At 52.7% G+C, this 16,630-nt stretch carries 10 protein-coding genes, 6 tRNA genes and 5 rRNA genes; all 21 read right to left on the bottom strand.

Annotated features, from left to right (window positions below; all coding sequences use genetic code 11):
* Window positions 1-39: 39 nt before the first annotated feature.
* Window positions 40-405 (bottom strand): 50S ribosomal protein L7/L12, encoded by a 366-nt coding sequence (gene rplL / locus RHP75_RS03105; RefSeq protein ID WP_090256280.1) that lies wholly within the window; start codon window positions 403-405, stop codon window positions 40-42.
* Window positions 406-484: 79 nt separating this feature from the next.
* Window positions 485-985, bottom strand: coding sequence for a 50S ribosomal protein L10 (gene rplJ, locus RHP75_RS03100; RefSeq protein ID WP_090377397.1), 501 nt, complete (start codon window positions 983-985; stop codon window positions 485-487).
* Window positions 986-1,185: 200 nt separating this feature from the next.
* A complete protein-coding gene (gene rplA / locus RHP75_RS03095; protein ID WP_311090426.1) occupies window positions 1,186-1,881 on the bottom strand; it encodes a 50S ribosomal protein L1 in 696 nt (231 codons plus the stop codon).
* The gene (rplK, locus tag RHP75_RS03090) at window positions 1,881-2,312 is read right to left on the bottom strand and encodes a 50S ribosomal protein L11 (RefSeq protein ID WP_069522401.1); all 432 of its coding nucleotides are present in this window, start codon (window positions 2,310-2,312) and stop codon (window positions 1,881-1,883) included. Before rplK ends, rplA begins: the two co-directional genes overlap by 1 nt.
* Window positions 2,313-2,428: 116 nt before the next feature.
* Complete coding sequence (gene nusG, locus RHP75_RS03085; RefSeq protein WP_090256278.1) at window positions 2,429-2,962, bottom strand: transcription termination/antitermination protein NusG; 534 nt, start codon at window positions 2,960-2,962, stop codon at window positions 2,429-2,431.
* A 9-nt stretch (window positions 2,963-2,971) separates the two neighbouring features.
* The gene (gene secE / locus RHP75_RS03080) at window positions 2,972-3,340 is read right to left on the bottom strand and encodes a preprotein translocase subunit SecE (protein ID WP_311090425.1); all 369 of its coding nucleotides are present in this window, start codon (window positions 3,338-3,340) and stop codon (window positions 2,972-2,974) included.
* A 43-nt stretch (window positions 3,341-3,383) separates the two neighbouring features.
* Window positions 3,384-3,459: transfer RNA gene (locus RHP75_RS03075), tRNA-Trp, on the bottom strand.
* Between the two features lie 54 nt (window positions 3,460-3,513).
* Window positions 3,514-4,707, bottom strand: a complete 1,194-nt coding sequence (gene tuf / locus RHP75_RS03070) for an elongation factor Tu (protein ID WP_090377379.1) — start codon at window positions 4,705-4,707, stop codon at window positions 3,514-3,516.
* 83 nt (window positions 4,708-4,790) lie between these two features.
* Window positions 4,791-4,866: transfer RNA gene (locus RHP75_RS03065), tRNA-Thr, on the bottom strand.
* A 25-nt stretch (window positions 4,867-4,891) separates the two neighbouring features.
* Window positions 4,892-4,965 (bottom strand) — tRNA-Gly (locus RHP75_RS03060).
* 24 nt (window positions 4,966-4,989) lie between these two features.
* Window positions 4,990-5,074, bottom strand: a tRNA-Tyr gene (locus RHP75_RS03055).
* A gap of 141 nt (window positions 5,075-5,215) precedes the next feature.
* On the bottom strand, window positions 5,216-5,887 hold the full coding sequence (locus RHP75_RS03050) for an SPOR domain-containing protein (RefSeq protein WP_311090424.1): 672 nt from the start codon (window positions 5,885-5,887) through the stop codon (window positions 5,216-5,218).
* A gap of 8 nt (window positions 5,888-5,895) precedes the next feature.
* Window positions 5,896-6,642: a pantothenate kinase gene (locus RHP75_RS03045; RefSeq protein WP_311091854.1), complete on the bottom strand. Its 747-nt coding sequence runs from the start codon at window positions 6,640-6,642 to the stop codon at window positions 5,896-5,898.
* Window positions 6,632-7,597, bottom strand: a complete 966-nt coding sequence (birA, locus tag RHP75_RS03040) for a bifunctional biotin--[acetyl-CoA-carboxylase] ligase/biotin operon repressor BirA (protein ID WP_311090423.1) — start codon at window positions 7,595-7,597, stop codon at window positions 6,632-6,634. Before birA ends, RHP75_RS03045 begins: the two co-directional genes overlap by 11 nt.
* Window positions 7,598-7,740: 143 nt before the next feature.
* A 5S ribosomal RNA gene (gene rrf, locus RHP75_RS03035) occupies window positions 7,741-7,856 on the bottom strand.
* Window positions 7,857-7,994: 138 nt separating this feature from the next.
* A 23S ribosomal RNA gene (locus RHP75_RS03030) occupies window positions 7,995-10,885 on the bottom strand.
* A 244-nt stretch (window positions 10,886-11,129) separates the two neighbouring features.
* A tRNA-Ala gene (locus tag RHP75_RS03025) sits at window positions 11,130-11,205 on the bottom strand.
* 31 nt (window positions 11,206-11,236) lie between these two features.
* A tRNA-Ile gene (locus RHP75_RS03020) sits at window positions 11,237-11,313 on the bottom strand.
* Window positions 11,314-11,378: 65 nt separating this feature from the next.
* A 16S ribosomal RNA gene (locus tag RHP75_RS03015) occupies window positions 11,379-12,915 on the bottom strand.
* Between the two features lie 374 nt (window positions 12,916-13,289).
* Window positions 13,290-13,405 (bottom strand): 5S ribosomal RNA (gene rrf, locus RHP75_RS03010).
* Window positions 13,406-13,543: 138 nt separating this feature from the next.
* A 23S ribosomal RNA gene (locus RHP75_RS03005) occupies window positions 13,544-16,434 on the bottom strand.
* The 16S, 23S and 5S rRNA genes sit together here with 2 tRNA genes alongside, the layout of an rRNA operon.
* Window positions 16,435-16,630 lie beyond the last annotated feature (196 nt).

The following is a 16,630-nucleotide window of genomic DNA, read 5'->3' as shown; positions in this document are numbered from 1 at the left end:
TTTCGCTCAACGCTTGGGCTGTAGACGCAAGGTCGTCGCTTACTTGAGCTCGACTTTGGCGCCAGCTTCTTCCAAAGCAGCTTTGGCTTTGTCAGCTGCGTCTTTCGCAACAGCTTCCAGAACCATGGCAGGAGCGCCGTCAACGACAGCCTTGGCTTCTTTCAGGCCCAGACCGGTCAGCTCACGAACTGCCTTGATCACGTTTACTTTCTTCTCGCCGGCTTCAACCAACATCACGTTGAATTCGGTTTGCTCTTCAACAACAGCGGCGGCAGCAGCTGGGCCAGCTGCAGCAACAGCAGCGGTTACGCCGAAGGTTTCTTCCATTGCTTTGATCAGTTCAACAACTTCCAGAACGGTTTTCTGGCCAATTGCTTCGATGATTTGTTCGTTAGTCAGAGACATGACTTTAAATCCTGTATTGGGGTGACAGCCTACGCAGCCATCAAATTAAACATATGATTTTGAAAGAGTTTACGATGCCTTAGGCAGCGGTAGCTTCTTTCTGGTCGCGAATGGCCGCCAGAGTACGAGCCAGCTTGCTGGTAGCGCCTTGGATCACGCTCATCAGCTTCGCAATGGCTTCGTCGCGAGTTGGCAGCGAAGCCAACACGTCGATCTCGTTTGCTGCGAGGAACTTGCCCTCGAACGCAGCTGCCTTGATCTCGAACTTGTCCTGACCCTTGGCGAACTCTTTGAAAATACGAGCAGCAGCGCCCGGATGTTCCTTGGAGAATGCAATCAGGGTCGGGCCTTTGAACACGTCGTTGAGGACCGAGTAATCGGTGCCTTCAACAGCGCGCTTGAGCAGGGTATTACGTACAACACGTACGTATACGCCAGCTTCGCGGGCCTCTTTACGGAGTCCGGTCATAGCGCCTACAGTCACACCGCGGGCATCAGCCACAACAGCGGACAGGGCGACTTTGGCAGCCTCGTTGACTTCAGCGACGATGGCCTTCTTGTCTTCGAGTTTAATTGCCACGGGTTTAACTCCTGCTTGTTACCGTTTCATCTGGCCGAAGCCGGATGTCGTTTTGGTGTCTGATTCGGTAAGGAACCGGGAGCACCATCTGCGTAGGCTGTTGGTTTAAGACTTGCGCCACCTACGGTCTTGGATAGCCCCCGCAAAGCAGGGACCCCAAAGTGTCGAAGCAGCGCAATCGCTTACGCTGCCCCTATGTATTACGCGTCGAGCGAGCTTTGATCGATGACCAGACCTGGGCCCATAGTGGTGCTCAGGGTTACGCGCTTGACGTAGATGCCTTTCGAAGTCGATGGCTTCAGACGCTTGAGGTCAGAAATCAGCGCTTCAACGTTCTGCTTCAGCTTCTCGGCGTCAAAACCAACTTTGCCGACGGAACCGTGGATGATGCCGTTCTTGTCAGTACGGAAACGTACTTGACCAGCTTTGGCGTTTTTCACAGCGGTAGCCACGTCAGGGGTAACGGTACCGACTTTCGGGTTCGGCATCAGGCCACGCGGGCCGAGCACTTGACCCAACTGACCCACAACGCGCATTGCATCCGGGGAAGCAATTACTACGTCATAGTTCAGGTCGCCGCCTTTCATTTCGGCAGCCAGCTCATCCATACCTACGCGATCAGCGCCGGCAGCCAGAGCGGCTTCAGCAGCTGGGCCTTGGGTGAACACGGCAACGCGAACGCTTTTGCCCGAGCCGTTCGGCAGCACGGTAGCGCCACGTACAACTTGGTCGGATTTACGCGGGTCAACACCGAGGTTGACGGCGATATCTACCGACTCAGAGAACTTAACTGCGGACAGCTCAGCCAGCAGAGCGGCTGCTTCAACAAAGTTGTAAGCCTTGCCAGCTTCAACTTTCTCAGCGATTGCCTTTTGACGCTTGGTCAACTTAGCCATTACACACCCTCCACGTTGAGGCCCATGCTACGAGCGGAGCCGGCGATGGTACGCACAGCTGCATCCATATCAGCGGCAGTCAGATCAGCCTGTTTGGTTTTGGCGATCTCTTCCAGCTGAGCACGAGTCACGGTACCAACCTTAACGGTGTTCGGACGAGCCGAACCGCTGGTCAGGCCAGCAGCCTTCTTCAGCAGAACCGAAGCAGGGGTGGACTTGGTTTCAAAGGTGAAGCTACGGTCGCTATAAACAGTGATGATCACTGGAGTCGGCAGACCAGGCTCCATGCCCTGGGTACGGGCATTGAACGCCTTGCAGAATTCCATGATGTTTACGCCGTGCTGACCCAGAGCTGGGCCGACAGGTGGCGACGGGTTGGCTTGTGCAGCCTTTACTTGCAGCTTGATATAAGCCGTAATCTTCTTAGCCATGAGCTACTCCAGTTTTGGGTTCTAGCGCCTTTCAGCTCCCCAGTTATTGCCTATTTATCCCAGTGACGACAAAACCCCGCAGCCTATGGCTGCGGGGTAAGGGATGCGTATGTCAGTTATGCCTTTTCGACCTGACTGAACTCCAGCTCGACCGGTGTAGAGCGACCAAAAATAGTCACTGCTACCTGGATTCGGCTCTTCTCGTAATTAACTTCTTCAACAACACCGCTGAAATCAGCAAACGGACCATCGGTCACGCGCACCATTTCGCCCGGCTCGAACAATGTTTTCGGCTTCGGCTTGTCACCACTATCGGCAACACGACGCAGAATGGCATCAGCTTCTTTTTCAGTGATCGGCGCAGGCTTATCTGCTGTACCACCGATGAAGCCCATGACGCGCGGAGTGTTCTTGATCAAATGCCAAGTCGCCTCGCTCATCTCCATCTGCACCAGCACATACCCCGGGAAGAACTTACGCTCACTCTTGCGCTTCTGACCGTTCCGCATCTCCACTACTTCTTCAGTGGGGACCAGAATCTCGCCAAAAACGTCTTCCATACCAGCGAGCTTCACGCGCTCGACCAACGAGCGCATAACATGCTTCTCGTAACCCGAGTAAGCATGCACGACGTACCAACGCTTAGCCACGGGACACCCTTAGCCTACAATCAACGAAACAAGCCAACCAAGCAGGGAATCTAAACCCCACAACAACAGCGCCATAACCAAAACAACAGCCACAACAATCAGAGTTGTCTGCGTGGTTTCTTGGCGAGTTGGCCAAACGACCTTACGAATTTCAACGCGAGCTTCTTTTGCCAACACCCAAAAAGCCTGACCTTTTGAGGTTTGCAGTGCAATTACACCAGCCAATGCTGCAATAACCAGCAAAGCCAGAACACGATACAGAATAGGCTCAGCAGAGAAATACTGATTACCGACTACGCCTGCGATTACCAGAGCAGCAACTACAAGCCACTTAAGCAGATCGAAGCGAGAGTCTTTGGCTTCAGCCTTAACATTCATCTACTAATATCCTGTAAAAAGACGCGCCAAATCCTAGGGAAAATGGCAGGTCAGGAGGGAATCGAACCCCCAACCTACGGTTTTGGAGACCGTCGCTCTGCCAATTGAGCTACTGACCTAAAAACTGAATCAGGCCGGCCATTATGCCGGCCCGATCAAAACAGATCAATCGATTAAGCGATGATCTTAGCTACGACGCCAGCGCCGACGGTACGACCGCCTTCACGAATAGCGAAACGCAGACCTTCTTCCATTGCGATGGTCTTGATCAGAGTGACAGTCATCTGGATGTTGTCACCTGGCATTACCATCTCAACGCCTTCCGGCAGTTCGCAGTTACCAGTCACGTCAGTAGTACGGAAGTAGAACTGAGGACGGTAGCCCTTGAAGAACGGAGTGTGACGACCGCCTTCTTCTTTGCTCAACACATACACTTCTGCAGTGAAGGTGGTGTGCGGCTTAACCGAACCTGGCTTGACCAGAACCTGACCACGCTCTACGTCGTCACGCTTGGTGCCGCGCAGCAGAACGCCGCAGTTCTCACCAGCACGACCTTCGTCGAGCAGCTTGCGGAACATTTCAACACCAGTACAGGTAGTCTTGGTGGTGTCACGCAGACCAACGATCTCGATTTCTTCCTGGATCTTGACGATACCGCGCTCGATACGGCCAGTTACCACGGTGCCACGACCGGAGATCGAGAACACGTCTTCGATTGGCATCAGGAACGGCTTGTCGATTGCACGAACTGGCTCCGGGATGTAGCTGTCCAGAGTTTCAACCAGCTTCTTAACAGCGCTGGTGCCCATTTCGTTGTCGTCTTGGCCGTTCAGAGCCATCAGAGCGGAACCGATGATGATCGGAGTGTCGTCGCCTGGGAAATCGTAAGTGCTGAGCAGGTCGCGCACTTCCATTTCAACCAGCTCCAGCAGCTCAGCGTCGTCAACCATGTCGGCCTTGTTCAGGAAGACAACGATGTACGGAACGCCTACCTGACGGGACAGCAGGATGTGCTCACGAGTTTGCGGCATCGGACCATCAGCGGCCGAGCAAACCAGGATAGCGCCGTCCATCTGCGCAGCACCGGTGATCATGTTTTTTACGTAGTCAGCGTGACCTGGGCAGTCAACGTGCGCGTAGTGACGCACGGACGAATCGTATTCAACGTGAGCGGTGTTAATGGTGATACCGCGAGCTTTTTCTTCTGGGGCGCTGTCGATCTTGTCGAAGTCAACCTTGGCCGAACCGAACACTTCGGAGCAGACGCGGGTCAGAGCAGCGGTCAGAGTGGTTTTACCGTGGTCAACGTGACCGATAGTGCCAACGTTGACGTGCGGCTTGTTACGCTCAAACTTTTCTTTAGCCATTTTGACTGCCTCCCAGAGAAGAATTGACTCAGCATCACCGCCATAAAACAAAGGCAGATACTTGCATATCTGCCTTTATTAGATGGAGCTCATGAGCGGACTTGAACCGCTGACCTCACCCTTACCAAGGGTGTGCTCTACCAACTGAGCTACATGAGCAAACACATTACGAAAACAACAATGCTGGAGCGGGTAGCGGGAATCGAACCCGCATCATCAGCTTGGAAGGCTGAGGTTCTACCACTGAACTATACCCGCGGAGCCTGCAGCTCTCGCTAAATCTGGTGGAGGGAGAAGGATTCGAACCTTCGAAGTCGATGACGTCAGATTTACAGTCTGATCCCTTTGGCCACTCGGGAATCCCTCCAAACGGGGCGGCATTCTCATTCGATGCCGACCTACTGTCAAGCAATTTCTCATTAAAAAACCTGAGGTTAGCTACATTGACAGCAACTTCGCAGAACACTTGTAAGCGCCACCCTGCGAAGCGGGGGCCATTCTATGCATTCTACTGAGGGCTTGCAACCCCCTCACACGGCATTAATTGCTGCTCTAAGCCCTTGAAGTCAAAAGCCAAACGCTGCAGCAAGGAATCATCCGCCAGACGCCGACTTTGCGGAGAGATACGCACCCAGAAACTGCGGTGTGCGCGCGTCAGCTCACGCAGAGACGGCTCGTACCCGGCATCACGCAAACGCTGCATGACACTCTGCGCCGAATCGCTGCGCGGAAAGATGCCCAGGGAAATACCGTTGGCCAAATCGCCCTGGGTAATGATGTAACTATCGATCTTGCGTGCCTGCAGCTCCCGCAACTGGCGCAGAGACGCCTGCCGTGAAGCCAGCGGCGGTAGATACACCCAGTAATCGACGCCCGCCGCCGCATCCATACTTTGCACACGCGACTGAATATCCAGACTCAACAACCGTTGTTCGACCGCAGACGCATCCGCCATCACCTCAAAACTACCGAGAAACAAGCACACAGCCTCAGCAGACTGCGCTACAGCAACCTCTCGTCGCGGCGGCGCGCTCGACTCACTGAGCAGGCGAATATCGCGCTTACTGTCTTGCGCCATATTTAGCGGTGCAATCTCAGTAACCCGCAAAGGAGCCTGCTGCTGATGCCACACGTAATAGAACAGATTCAGCACAACCAACCACAAGAACATCCAGCGCATGCATGACCTCAATCTATGGGGCAAGCGATCGCCAAGCCGATAAACACCAGATCCGGCACAACCCGCGCCCCCGGAATAACATCCATCACCAGCGGAGCATCCCCACCAGTGAGGAAAACATCAAAATCACTGCCCAGCAGCTCTGCCGCCATCGCCACCTGGCCACTGACAAAACCACGCAGCATCAACAAACATCCACGCTCAACAGCCTCAGCAGTCGCCCGCCCCGGCACCAAATCCTCAAGCGCCCTGGCCGCCTCATCGCTGTCATAACGTGTTCTGCGGGTGTGGGTTCGCAACTGCGTGCGCATCAGCGGCACGCCCGGGCAAATAAAGCCGCCCAGGTGCCTACCATCTGCCCCCACAAAATCCGAAGTAACCGCAGTGCCCAGGTCAATAACCAGCGCAGCCTTGCCCGATAACTGATAAGCCCCTACCACCGCAAGCCAGCGATCAAGCCCAAGGCGCTCGTACTGCTCATAGCCATTGCGCACACCCGACAAGGAAACAGCAGGCCGAGCTGCACGACACTCGACAGCAAAAGCCTGCTCAAGCTGGGAGATCAACTGCGCAGTCTCTTCGTCACTGCGCACACTCACCAGACGACAGGCACGTAGCTGCACTGCTTGCTCGCGGACAACCTCTATAAGCGCCTGATCCGAGTCAACGACACCGCCTACGTCTGCCGTAGCCTTGCCACCACCCAGCAAGCGCCACTTAATAAAGGTATTACCGCAGTCGAGCTCAAGAATCATCACGCAACCTCAGGCTAAGCTCACCGCCGCTAAAGCTTCGCTCAACCCCATCAACACGAAGACGAATGGCCCCAGAACGATCCACCCCTAAAACCTCACCTTCTATAGGCTCACCGCCAGCCGTTAGCGCAACTGATCCCCCCTGCCAAAGGTGACAAGCCTGCCACTCATCCTGCAAAGCCGCGAAACCATCACGCAGCTGAATATCCAGATAGCGCGACAGCTGCCGATTCAACTCACTGACCAGCTCATTGCGATTTAACAGACGCCCCAGCTCAGCACGCATCGAAGTCCAGGGCTGACCAATAGCCCCCTGATCAGCCGCGAGCATATTCACATTCAAGCCAATCCCAATGACCACATGACACACATCAGCCGGGTCGCCGGACAGCTCTAATAGGATGCCCGCCAGCTTTCGCTCATCGACCAGCACATCGTTGGGCCACTTCAATCCGGCCTCGGCCACGCCAAAGCCGCGAATAACCTGTAACAACGCCAAGCCGACAGCGAGGCTCATGCCTTCAAGCTGACGCATGCCACCCTCAACACGAACAACCAGGCTGTAATACAGATTCTCGCCGAAGGGACTTACCCAACTACGCCCCCGCCGCCCTCGCCCACTGGTTTGCCGCTCAGCGAGCACATAGAACGGCAGAGTCTGCGCCGCAGGCAACAGCCGTAATGCCTCCGCATTGGTCGAGTCCACACTGGGCATAACGCACATATGCCACTGCGGAGCATCCACCTGAGCATTTAGCCAGTCAGCATCCAGCAGCTGCAGTGGCGTCGCCAACTGATAGCCACGCCCGCGCACCTTGTGCAAGGGTAACGACAATTCAGCCTGCAAAGCCTGTAACTGTTTCCACACAGCAGAGCGGCTCACTCCCAAAGCCGCGCCAAGCGCCTCACCGGAGTGGAAACGCCCGTCTTGAAGAAGCCTTAACAATGCAAGCATATGAGTCCCGCCAAGCAATAAGGCACGCATGATAACGATGCGCCGTTTAGTTGCCTATCAAAGGCGCACCTGCGCCTGACTTGTTTTCGCGGCGCAAAATAAAACCCCCGATCAGTTACCTGATCGGGGGTTTTGGTATAGGTGCTTGACGATGACCTACTCTCACATGGGGAAACCCCACACTACCATCGGCGATGCATCGTTTCACTTCTGAGTTCGGGATGGGATCAGGTGGTTCCAATGCTCTATGGTCGTCAAGCGATTCAGCTGAGATGTCGCGCTGCTTTCGCGGCTCGCTACCTCGAATTGGGTATGTGATGTGTTTTGTAGTTGTGCAAATTTTCGGCTGTTGCAGTCTTCATAGAGACACACAAACATCAAATTGTTTGGGTGTTATATGGTCAAGCCTCACGGGCAATTAGTATTGGTTAGCTCAACGCCTCACAGCGCTTACACACCCAACCTATCAACGTCGTAGTCTTCGACGGCCCTTTAGGGAACTCAAGGTTCCAGTGAGATCTCATCTCGAGGCAAGTTTCCCGCTTAGATGCTTTCAGCGGTTATCTTTTCCGAACATAGCTACCCGGCAATGCCACTGGCGTGACAACCGGAACACCAGAGGTTCGTCCACTCCGGTCCTCTCGTACTAGGAGCAGCCCCTCTCAAATCTCAAACGTCCACGGCAGATAGGGACCGAACTGTCTCACGACGTTCTAAACCCAGCTCGCGTACCACTTTAAATGGCGAACAGCCATACCCTTGGGACCGGCTTCAGCCCCAGGATGTGATGAGCCGACATCGAGGTGCCAAACACCGCCGTCGATATGAACTCTTGGGCGGTATCAGCCTGTTATCCCCGGAGTACCTTTTATCCGTTGAGCGATGGCCCTTCCATACAGAACCACCGGATCACTAAGACCTACTTTCGTACCTGCTCGACGTGTCTGTCTCGCAGTCAAGCGCGCTTTTGCCTTTATACTCTACGACCGATTTCCGACCGGTCTGAGCGCACCTTCGTACTCCTCCGTTACTCTTTAGGAGGAGACCGCCCCAGTCAAACTACCCACCATACACTGTCCTCGATCCGGATAACGGACCAGAGTTAGAACCTCAAGGTTACCAGGGTGGTATTTCAAGGATGGCTCCACGCGAACTGGCGTCCACGCTTCAAAGCCTCCCACCTATCCTACACAAGTAAACTCAAAGTCCAGTGCAAAGCTATAGTAAAGGTTCACGGGGTCTTTCCGTCTAGCCGCGGATACACTGCATCTTCACAGCGATTTCAATTTCACTGAGTCTCGGGTGGAGACAGCGCCGCCATCGTTACGCCATTCGTGCAGGTCGGAACTTACCCGACAAGGAATTTCGCTACCTTAGGACCGTTATAGTTACGGCCGCCGTTTACCGGGGCTTCGATCAAGAGCTTCGCGTTAGCTAACCCCATCAATTAACCTTCCGGCACCGGGCAGGCGTCACACCCTATACGTCCACTTTCGTGTTTGCAGAGTGCTGTGTTTTTAATAAACAGTCGCAGCGGCCTGGTATCTTCGACCGGCATGGGCTTACGCAGTAAATACTTCACCCTCACCGGCGCACCTTCTCCCGAAGTTACGGTGCCATTTTGCCTAGTTCCTTCACCCGAGTTCTCTCAAGCGCCTTGGTATTCTCTACCTAACCACCTGTGTCGGTTTGGGGTACGGTTCCTAATTACCTGAAGCTTAGAAGCTTTTCCTGGAAGCATGGCATCAACCACTTCGTCATCTAAAAGATAACTCGTCATCAGTTCTCGGCCTTGAACGCCCGGATTTACCTAAGCATTCAGCCTACAACCTTAAACACGGACAACCAACGCCGTGCTGGCCTAGCCTTCTCCGTCCCTCCATCGCAGTAATTAGAAGTACGGGAATATTAACCCGTTTCCCATCGACTACGCATTTCTGCCTCGCCTTAGGGGCCGACTCACCCTGCGTCGATTAACGTTGCGCAGGAAACCTTGGTCTTTCGGCGTGGGAGTTTTTCACTCCCATTGTCGTTACTCATGTCAGCATTCGCACTTCTGATACCTCCAGCAAGCTTCTCAACTCACCTTCACAGGCTTACAGAACGCTCCTCTACCGCTCAACTTACGTTGAACCCGTAGCTTCGGTGTATGGTTTGAGCCCCGTTACATCTTCCGCGCAGGCCGACTCGACTAGTGAGCTATTACGCTTTCTTTAAAGGGTGGCTGCTTCTAAGCCAACCTCCTAGCTGTCTAAGCCTTCCCACATCGTTTCCCACTTAACCATAACTTTGGGACCTTAGCTGACGGTCTGGGTTGTTTCCCTTTTCACGACGGACGTTAGCACCCGCCGTGTGTCTCCCGTGCTGACACTTGCTGGTATTCGGAGTTTGCATCGGTTTGGTAAGTCGGGATGACCCCCTAGCCGAAACAGTGCTCTACCCCCAGCAGTGATACACGAGGCGCTACCTAAATAGCTTTCGAGGAGAACCAGCTATCTCCGAGCTTGATTAGCCTTTCACTCCGATCCACAGGTCATCCGCTAACTTTTCAACGGTAGTCGGTTCGGTCCTCCAGTTAGTGTTACCCAACCTTCAACCTGCCCATGGATAGATCGCCCGGTTTCGGGTCTATACCCAGCGACTAAACGCCCTATTAAGACTCGCTTTCGCTACGCCTCCCCTATTCGGTTAAGCTCGCCACTGAATATAAGTCGCTGACCCATTATACAAAAGGTACGCAGTCACCCAACAAAGTGGGCTCCCACTGCTTGTACGCATACGGTTTCAGGATCTATTTCACTCCCCTCTCCGGGGTTCTTTTCGCCTTTCCCTCACGGTACTAGTTCACTATCGGTCAGTCAGTAGTATTTAGCCTTGGAGGATGGTCCCCCCATATTCAGACAAAGTTTCTCGTGCTCCGTCCTACTCGATTTCATTGATAAGAGAATTTCGTGTACGGGGCTATCACCCACTACGGCGGCACTTTCCAGAGCCTTCCACTATTCTCAAATCAACTTAAGGGCTAGTCCCCGTTCGCTCGCCACTACTAAGGGAATCTCGGTTGATTTCTATTCCTCAGGGTACTTAGATGTTTCAGTTCCCCTGGTTCGCCTTACACACCTATGTATTCAGTGTGTAATAACCAGCTTATGCTGGCTGGGTTCCCCCATTCAGAGATCTCCGGATCAAAGTCTGTTTGCCGACTCCCCGGAGCTTATCGCAGGCTACAACGTCTTTCATCGCCTCTGACTGCCAAGGCATCCACCGTATGCGCTTCTTCACTTGACCATATAACCCCAAGCAATCTGGTTATTGTCTCTAACGTGAAGACGACATTCGCCGAAAATTTGCAATTGAGAACTACAAATTTTACCTTGACCAAATTAATTACCAGTGAAAGTAATCAATCAGTCACTTCTATCACATACCCAAATTTTTAAAGAACGATTTTCTTACTGGTCAAAGACCAGAAATCAACATTCATCTGCTTTAGCAGGAACGCTCATTTCTGAACTCTCAACGAGGCTGTATATGGTGGAGCCAAGCGGGATCGAACCGCTGACCTCCTGCGTGCAAGGCAGGCGCTCTCCCAGCTGAGCTATGGCCCCATATTCTTACAAGGCCAAACCCCACAACAATTGGTGGGTCTGGGCAGATTCGAACTGCCGACCTCACCCTTATCAGGGGTGCGCTCTAACCAACTGAGCTACAGACCCAATCGTCTTTCTCAATGAATCAAGCAATTCGTGTGGGAACTTATGAAGAAGCTGAAGTCTTCGATTAAGGAGGTGATCCAGCCGCAGGTTCCCCTACGGCTACCTTGTTACGACTTCACCCCAGTCATGAATCACACCGTGGTAACCGTCCCCCTTGCGGTTAGACTAGCTACTTCTGGTGCAACCCACTCCCATGGTGTGACGGGCGGTGTGTACAAGGCCCGGGAACGTATTCACCGTGACATTCTGATTCACGATTACTAGCGATTCCGACTTCACGCAGTCGAGTTGCAGACTGCGATCCGGACTACGATCGGTTTTATGGGATTAGCTCCACCTCGCGGCTTGGCAACCCTTTGTACCGACCATTGTAGCACGTGTGTAGCCCTGGCCGTAAGGGCCATGATGACTTGACGTCATCCCCACCTTCCTCCGGTTTGTCACCGGCAGTCTCCTTAGAGTTCCCACCATAACGTGCTGGTAACTAAGGACAAGGGTTGCGCTCGTTACGGGACTTAACCCAACATCTCACGACACGAGCTGACGACAGCCATGCAGCACCTGTGTCTGAGTTCCCGAAGGCACCAATCTATCTCTAGAAAGTTCTCAGCATGTCAAGGCCAGGTAAGGTTCTTCGCGTTGCTTCGAATTAAACCACATGCTCCACCGCTTGTGCGGGCCCCCGTCAATTCATTTGAGTTTTAACCTTGCGGCCGTACTCCCCAGGCGGTCAACTTAATGCGTTAGCTGCGCCACTAAGAGTTCAAGACTCCCAACGGCTAGTTGACATCGTTTACGGCGTGGACTACCAGGGTATCTAATCCTGTTTGCTCCCCACGCTTTCGCACCTCAGTGTCAGTATCAGTCCAGGTGGTCGCCTTCGCCACTGGTGTTCCTTCCTATATCTACGCATTTCACCGCTACACAGGAAATTCCACCACCCTCTACCGTACTCTAGCTCAGCAGTTTTGAAAGCAGTTCCCAGGTTGAGCCCGGGGATTTCACTTCCAACTTACTGAACCACCTACGCGCGCTTTACGCCCAGTAATTCCGATTAACGCTTGCACCCTTCGTATTACCGCGGCTGCTGGCACGAAGTTAGCCGGTGCTTATTCTGTCGGTAACGTCAAAGCAGCAACGTATTAAGTTACTACCCTTCCTCCCAACTTAAAGTGCTTTACAATCCGAAGACCTTCTTCACACACGCGGCATGGCTGGATCAGGCTTTCGCCCATTGTCCAATATTCCCCACTGCTGCCTCCCGTAGGAGTCTGGACCGTGTCTCAGTTCCAGTGTGACTGATCATCCTCTCAGACCAGTTACGGATCGTCGCCTTGGTGAGCCATTACCTCACCAACTAGCTAATCCGACCTAGGCTCATCTAATGGCGCGAGGCCCGAAGGTCCCCCGCTTTCTCCCGTAGGACGTATGCGGTATTAGCGTCCGTTTCCGAACGTTATCCCCCACCACTAGGCAGATTCCTAGGCATTACTCACCCGTCCGCCGCTCTCAAGAGAAGCAAGCTTCTCTCTACCGCTCGACTTGCATGTGTTAGGCCTGCCGCCAGCGTTCAATCTGAGCCATGATCAAACTCTTCAGTTCAATACTGCTTGGGTTTTGAAAAAACCCTAAACTTAGCTCAGCAATCGACAAAAAACTCTCAAATTAACGAGTGTTACTTGTGATGCTGATAATCTTGCGACTAGCAGTCTTACCTCACAAGCACCCACACGAATTGCTTGATTCAGTTGTTAAAGAGCGGGTGGTTAAGTCTTTCGTCTCAACCGAGGCGCGCATTCTACAGCAGCCTCATCTTCCGTCAAGCTATTTTTCGAAGTTCCTTTCAGAAAAAGTTCTTTCTACTCAACCACTTGCATTACATCTTTTCAGCACTGGCCTTGATCACTCAAAACTTCATGCTTGTACTAATAGTAAAACCCCCGATCGTTTTCACGATCGGGGGTTTTGGTATAGGTGCTTGACGATGACCTACTCTCACATGGGGAAACCCCACACTACCATCGGCGATGCATCGTTTCACTTCTGAGTTCGGGATGGGATCAGGTGGTTCCAATGCTCTATGGTCGTCAAGCGATTCAGCTGAGATGTCGCGCTGCTTTCGCGGCTCGCTACCTCGAATTGGGTATGTGATGTGTTTTGTAGTTGTGCAAATTTTCGGCTGTTGCAGTCTTCATAGAGACACACAAACATCAAATTGTTTGGGTGTTATATGGTCAAGCCTCACGGGCAATTAGTATTGGTTAGCTCAACGCCTCACAGCGCTTACACACCCAACCTATCAACGTCGTAGTCTTCGACGGCCCTTTAGGGAACTCAAGGTTCCAGTGAGATCTCATCTCGAGGCAAGTTTCCCGCTTAGATGCTTTCAGCGGTTATCTTTTCCGAACATAGCTACCCGGCAATGCCACTGGCGTGACAACCGGAACACCAGAGGTTCGTCCACTCCGGTCCTCTCGTACTAGGAGCAGCCCCTCTCAAATCTCAAACGTCCACGGCAGATAGGGACCGAACTGTCTCACGACGTTCTAAACCCAGCTCGCGTACCACTTTAAATGGCGAACAGCCATACCCTTGGGACCGGCTTCAGCCCCAGGATGTGATGAGCCGACATCGAGGTGCCAAACACCGCCGTCGATATGAACTCTTGGGCGGTATCAGCCTGTTATCCCCGGAGTACCTTTTATCCGTTGAGCGATGGCCCTTCCATACAGAACCACCGGATCACTAAGACCTACTTTCGTACCTGCTCGACGTGTCTGTCTCGCAGTCAAGCGCGCTTTTGCCTTTATACTCTACGACCGATTTCCGACCGGTCTGAGCGCACCTTCGTACTCCTCCGTTACTCTTTAGGAGGAGACCGCCCCAGTCAAACTACCCACCATACACTGTCCTCGATCCGGATAACGGACCAGAGTTAGAACCTCAAGGTTACCAGGGTGGTATTTCAAGGATGGCTCCACGCGAACTGGCGTCCACGCTTCAAAGCCTCCCACCTATCCTACACAAGTAAACTCAAAGTCCAGTGCAAAGCTATAGTAAAGGTTCACGGGGTCTTTCCGTCTAGCCGCGGATACACTGCATCTTCACAGCGATTTCAATTTCACTGAGTCTCGGGTGGAGACAGCGCCGCCATCGTTACGCCATTCGTGCAGGTCGGAACTTACCCGACAAGGAATTTCGCTACCTTAGGACCGTTATAGTTACGGCCGCCGTTTACCGGGGCTTCGATCAAGAGCTTCGCGTTAGCTAACCCCATCAATTAACCTTCCGGCACCGGGCAGGCGTCACACCCTATACGTCCACTTTCGTGTTTGCAGAGTGCTGTGTTTTTAATAAACAGTCGCAGCGGCCTGGTATCTTCGACCGGCATGGGCTTACGCAGTAAATACTTCACCCTCACCGGCGCACCTTCTCCCGAAGTTACGGTGCCATTTTGCCTAGTTCCTTCACCCGAGTTCTCTCAAGCGCCTTGGTATTCTCTACCTAACCACCTGTGTCGGTTTGGGGTACGGTTCCTAATTACCTGAAGCTTAGAAGCTTTTCCTGGAAGCATGGCATCAACCACTTCGTCATCTAAAAGATAACTCGTCATCAGTTCTCGGCCTTGAACGCCCGGATTTACCTAAGCATTCAGCCTACAACCTTAAACACGGACAACCAACGCCGTGCTGGCCTAGCCTTCTCCGTCCCTCCATCGCAGTAATTAGAAGTACGGGAATATTAACCCGTTTCCCATCGACTACGCATTTCTGCCTCGCCTTAGGGGCCGACTCACCCTGCGTCGATTAACGTTGCGCAGGAAACCTTGGTCTTTCGGCGTGGGAGTTTTTCACTCCCATTGTCGTTACTCATGTCAGCATTCGCACTTCTGATACCTCCAGCAAGCTTCTCAACTCACCTTCACAGGCTTACAGAACGCTCCTCTACCGCTCAACTTACGTTGAACCCGTAGCTTCGGTGTATGGTTTGAGCCCCGTTACATCTTCCGCGCAGGCCGACTCGACTAGTGAGCTATTACGCTTTCTTTAAAGGGTGGCTGCTTCTAAGCCAACCTCCTAGCTGTCTAAGCCTTCCCACATCGTTTCCCACTTAACCATAACTTTGGGACCTTAGCTGACGGTCTGGGTTGTTTCCCTTTTCACGACGGACGTTAGCACCCGCCGTGTGTCTCCCGTGCTGACACTTGCTGGTATTCGGAGTTTGCATCGGTTTGGTAAGTCGGGATGACCCCCTAGCCGAAACAGTGCTCTACCCCCAGCAGTGATACACGAGGCGCTACCTAAATAGCTTTCGAGGAGAACCAGCTATCTCCGAGCTTGATTAGCCTTTCACTCCGATCCACAGGTCATCCGCTAACTTTTCAACGGTAGTCGGTTCGGTCCTCCAGTTAGTGTTACCCAACCTTCAACCTGCCCATGGATAGATCGCCCGGTTTCGGGTCTATACCCAGCGACTAAACGCCCTATTAAGACTCGCTTTCGCTACGCCTCCCCTATTCGGTTAAGCTCGCCACTGAATATAAGTCGCTGACCCATTATACAAAAGGTACGCAGTCACCCAACAAAGTGGGCTCCCACTGCTTGTACGCATACGGTTTCAGGATCTATTTCACTCCCCTCTCCGGGGTTCTTTTCGCCTTTCCCTCACGGTACTAGTTCACTATCGGTCAGTCAGTAGTATTTAGCCTTGGAGGATGGTCCCCCCATATTCAGACAAAGTTTCTCGTGCTCCGTCCTACTCGATTTCATTGATAAGAGAATTTCGTGTACGGGGCTATCACCCACTACGGCGGCACTTTCCAGAGCCTTCCACTATTCTCAAATCAACTTAAGGGCTAGTCCCCGTTCGCTCGCCACTACTAAGGGAATCTCGGTTGATTTCTATTCCTCAGGGTACTTAGATGTTTCAGTTCCCCTGGTTCGCCTTACACACCTATGTATTCAGTGTGTAATAACCAGCTTATGCTGGCTGGGTTCCCCCATTCAGAGATCTCCGGATCAAAGTCTGTTTGCCGACTCCCCGGAGCTTATCGCAGGCTACAACGTCTTTCATCGCCTCTGACTGCCAAGGCATCCACCGTATGCGCTTCTTCACTTGACCATATAACCCCAAGCAATCTGGTTATTGTCTCTAACGTGAAGACGACATTCGCCGAAAATTTGCAATTGAGAACTACAAATTTTACCTTGACCAAATTAATTACCAGTGAAAGTAATCAATCAGTCACTTCTATCACATACCCAAATTTTTAAAGAACGATTTTCTTACTGGTCAAAGACCAGAAATCAACATTCAT

It is taken from the genome of Pseudomonas sp. SG20056, assembly GCF_031764535.1.
Taxonomy (GTDB): domain Bacteria; phylum Pseudomonadota; class Gammaproteobacteria; order Pseudomonadales; family Pseudomonadaceae; genus Aquipseudomonas.
This window is presented reverse-complemented; position numbering and strand designations above follow the sequence as displayed.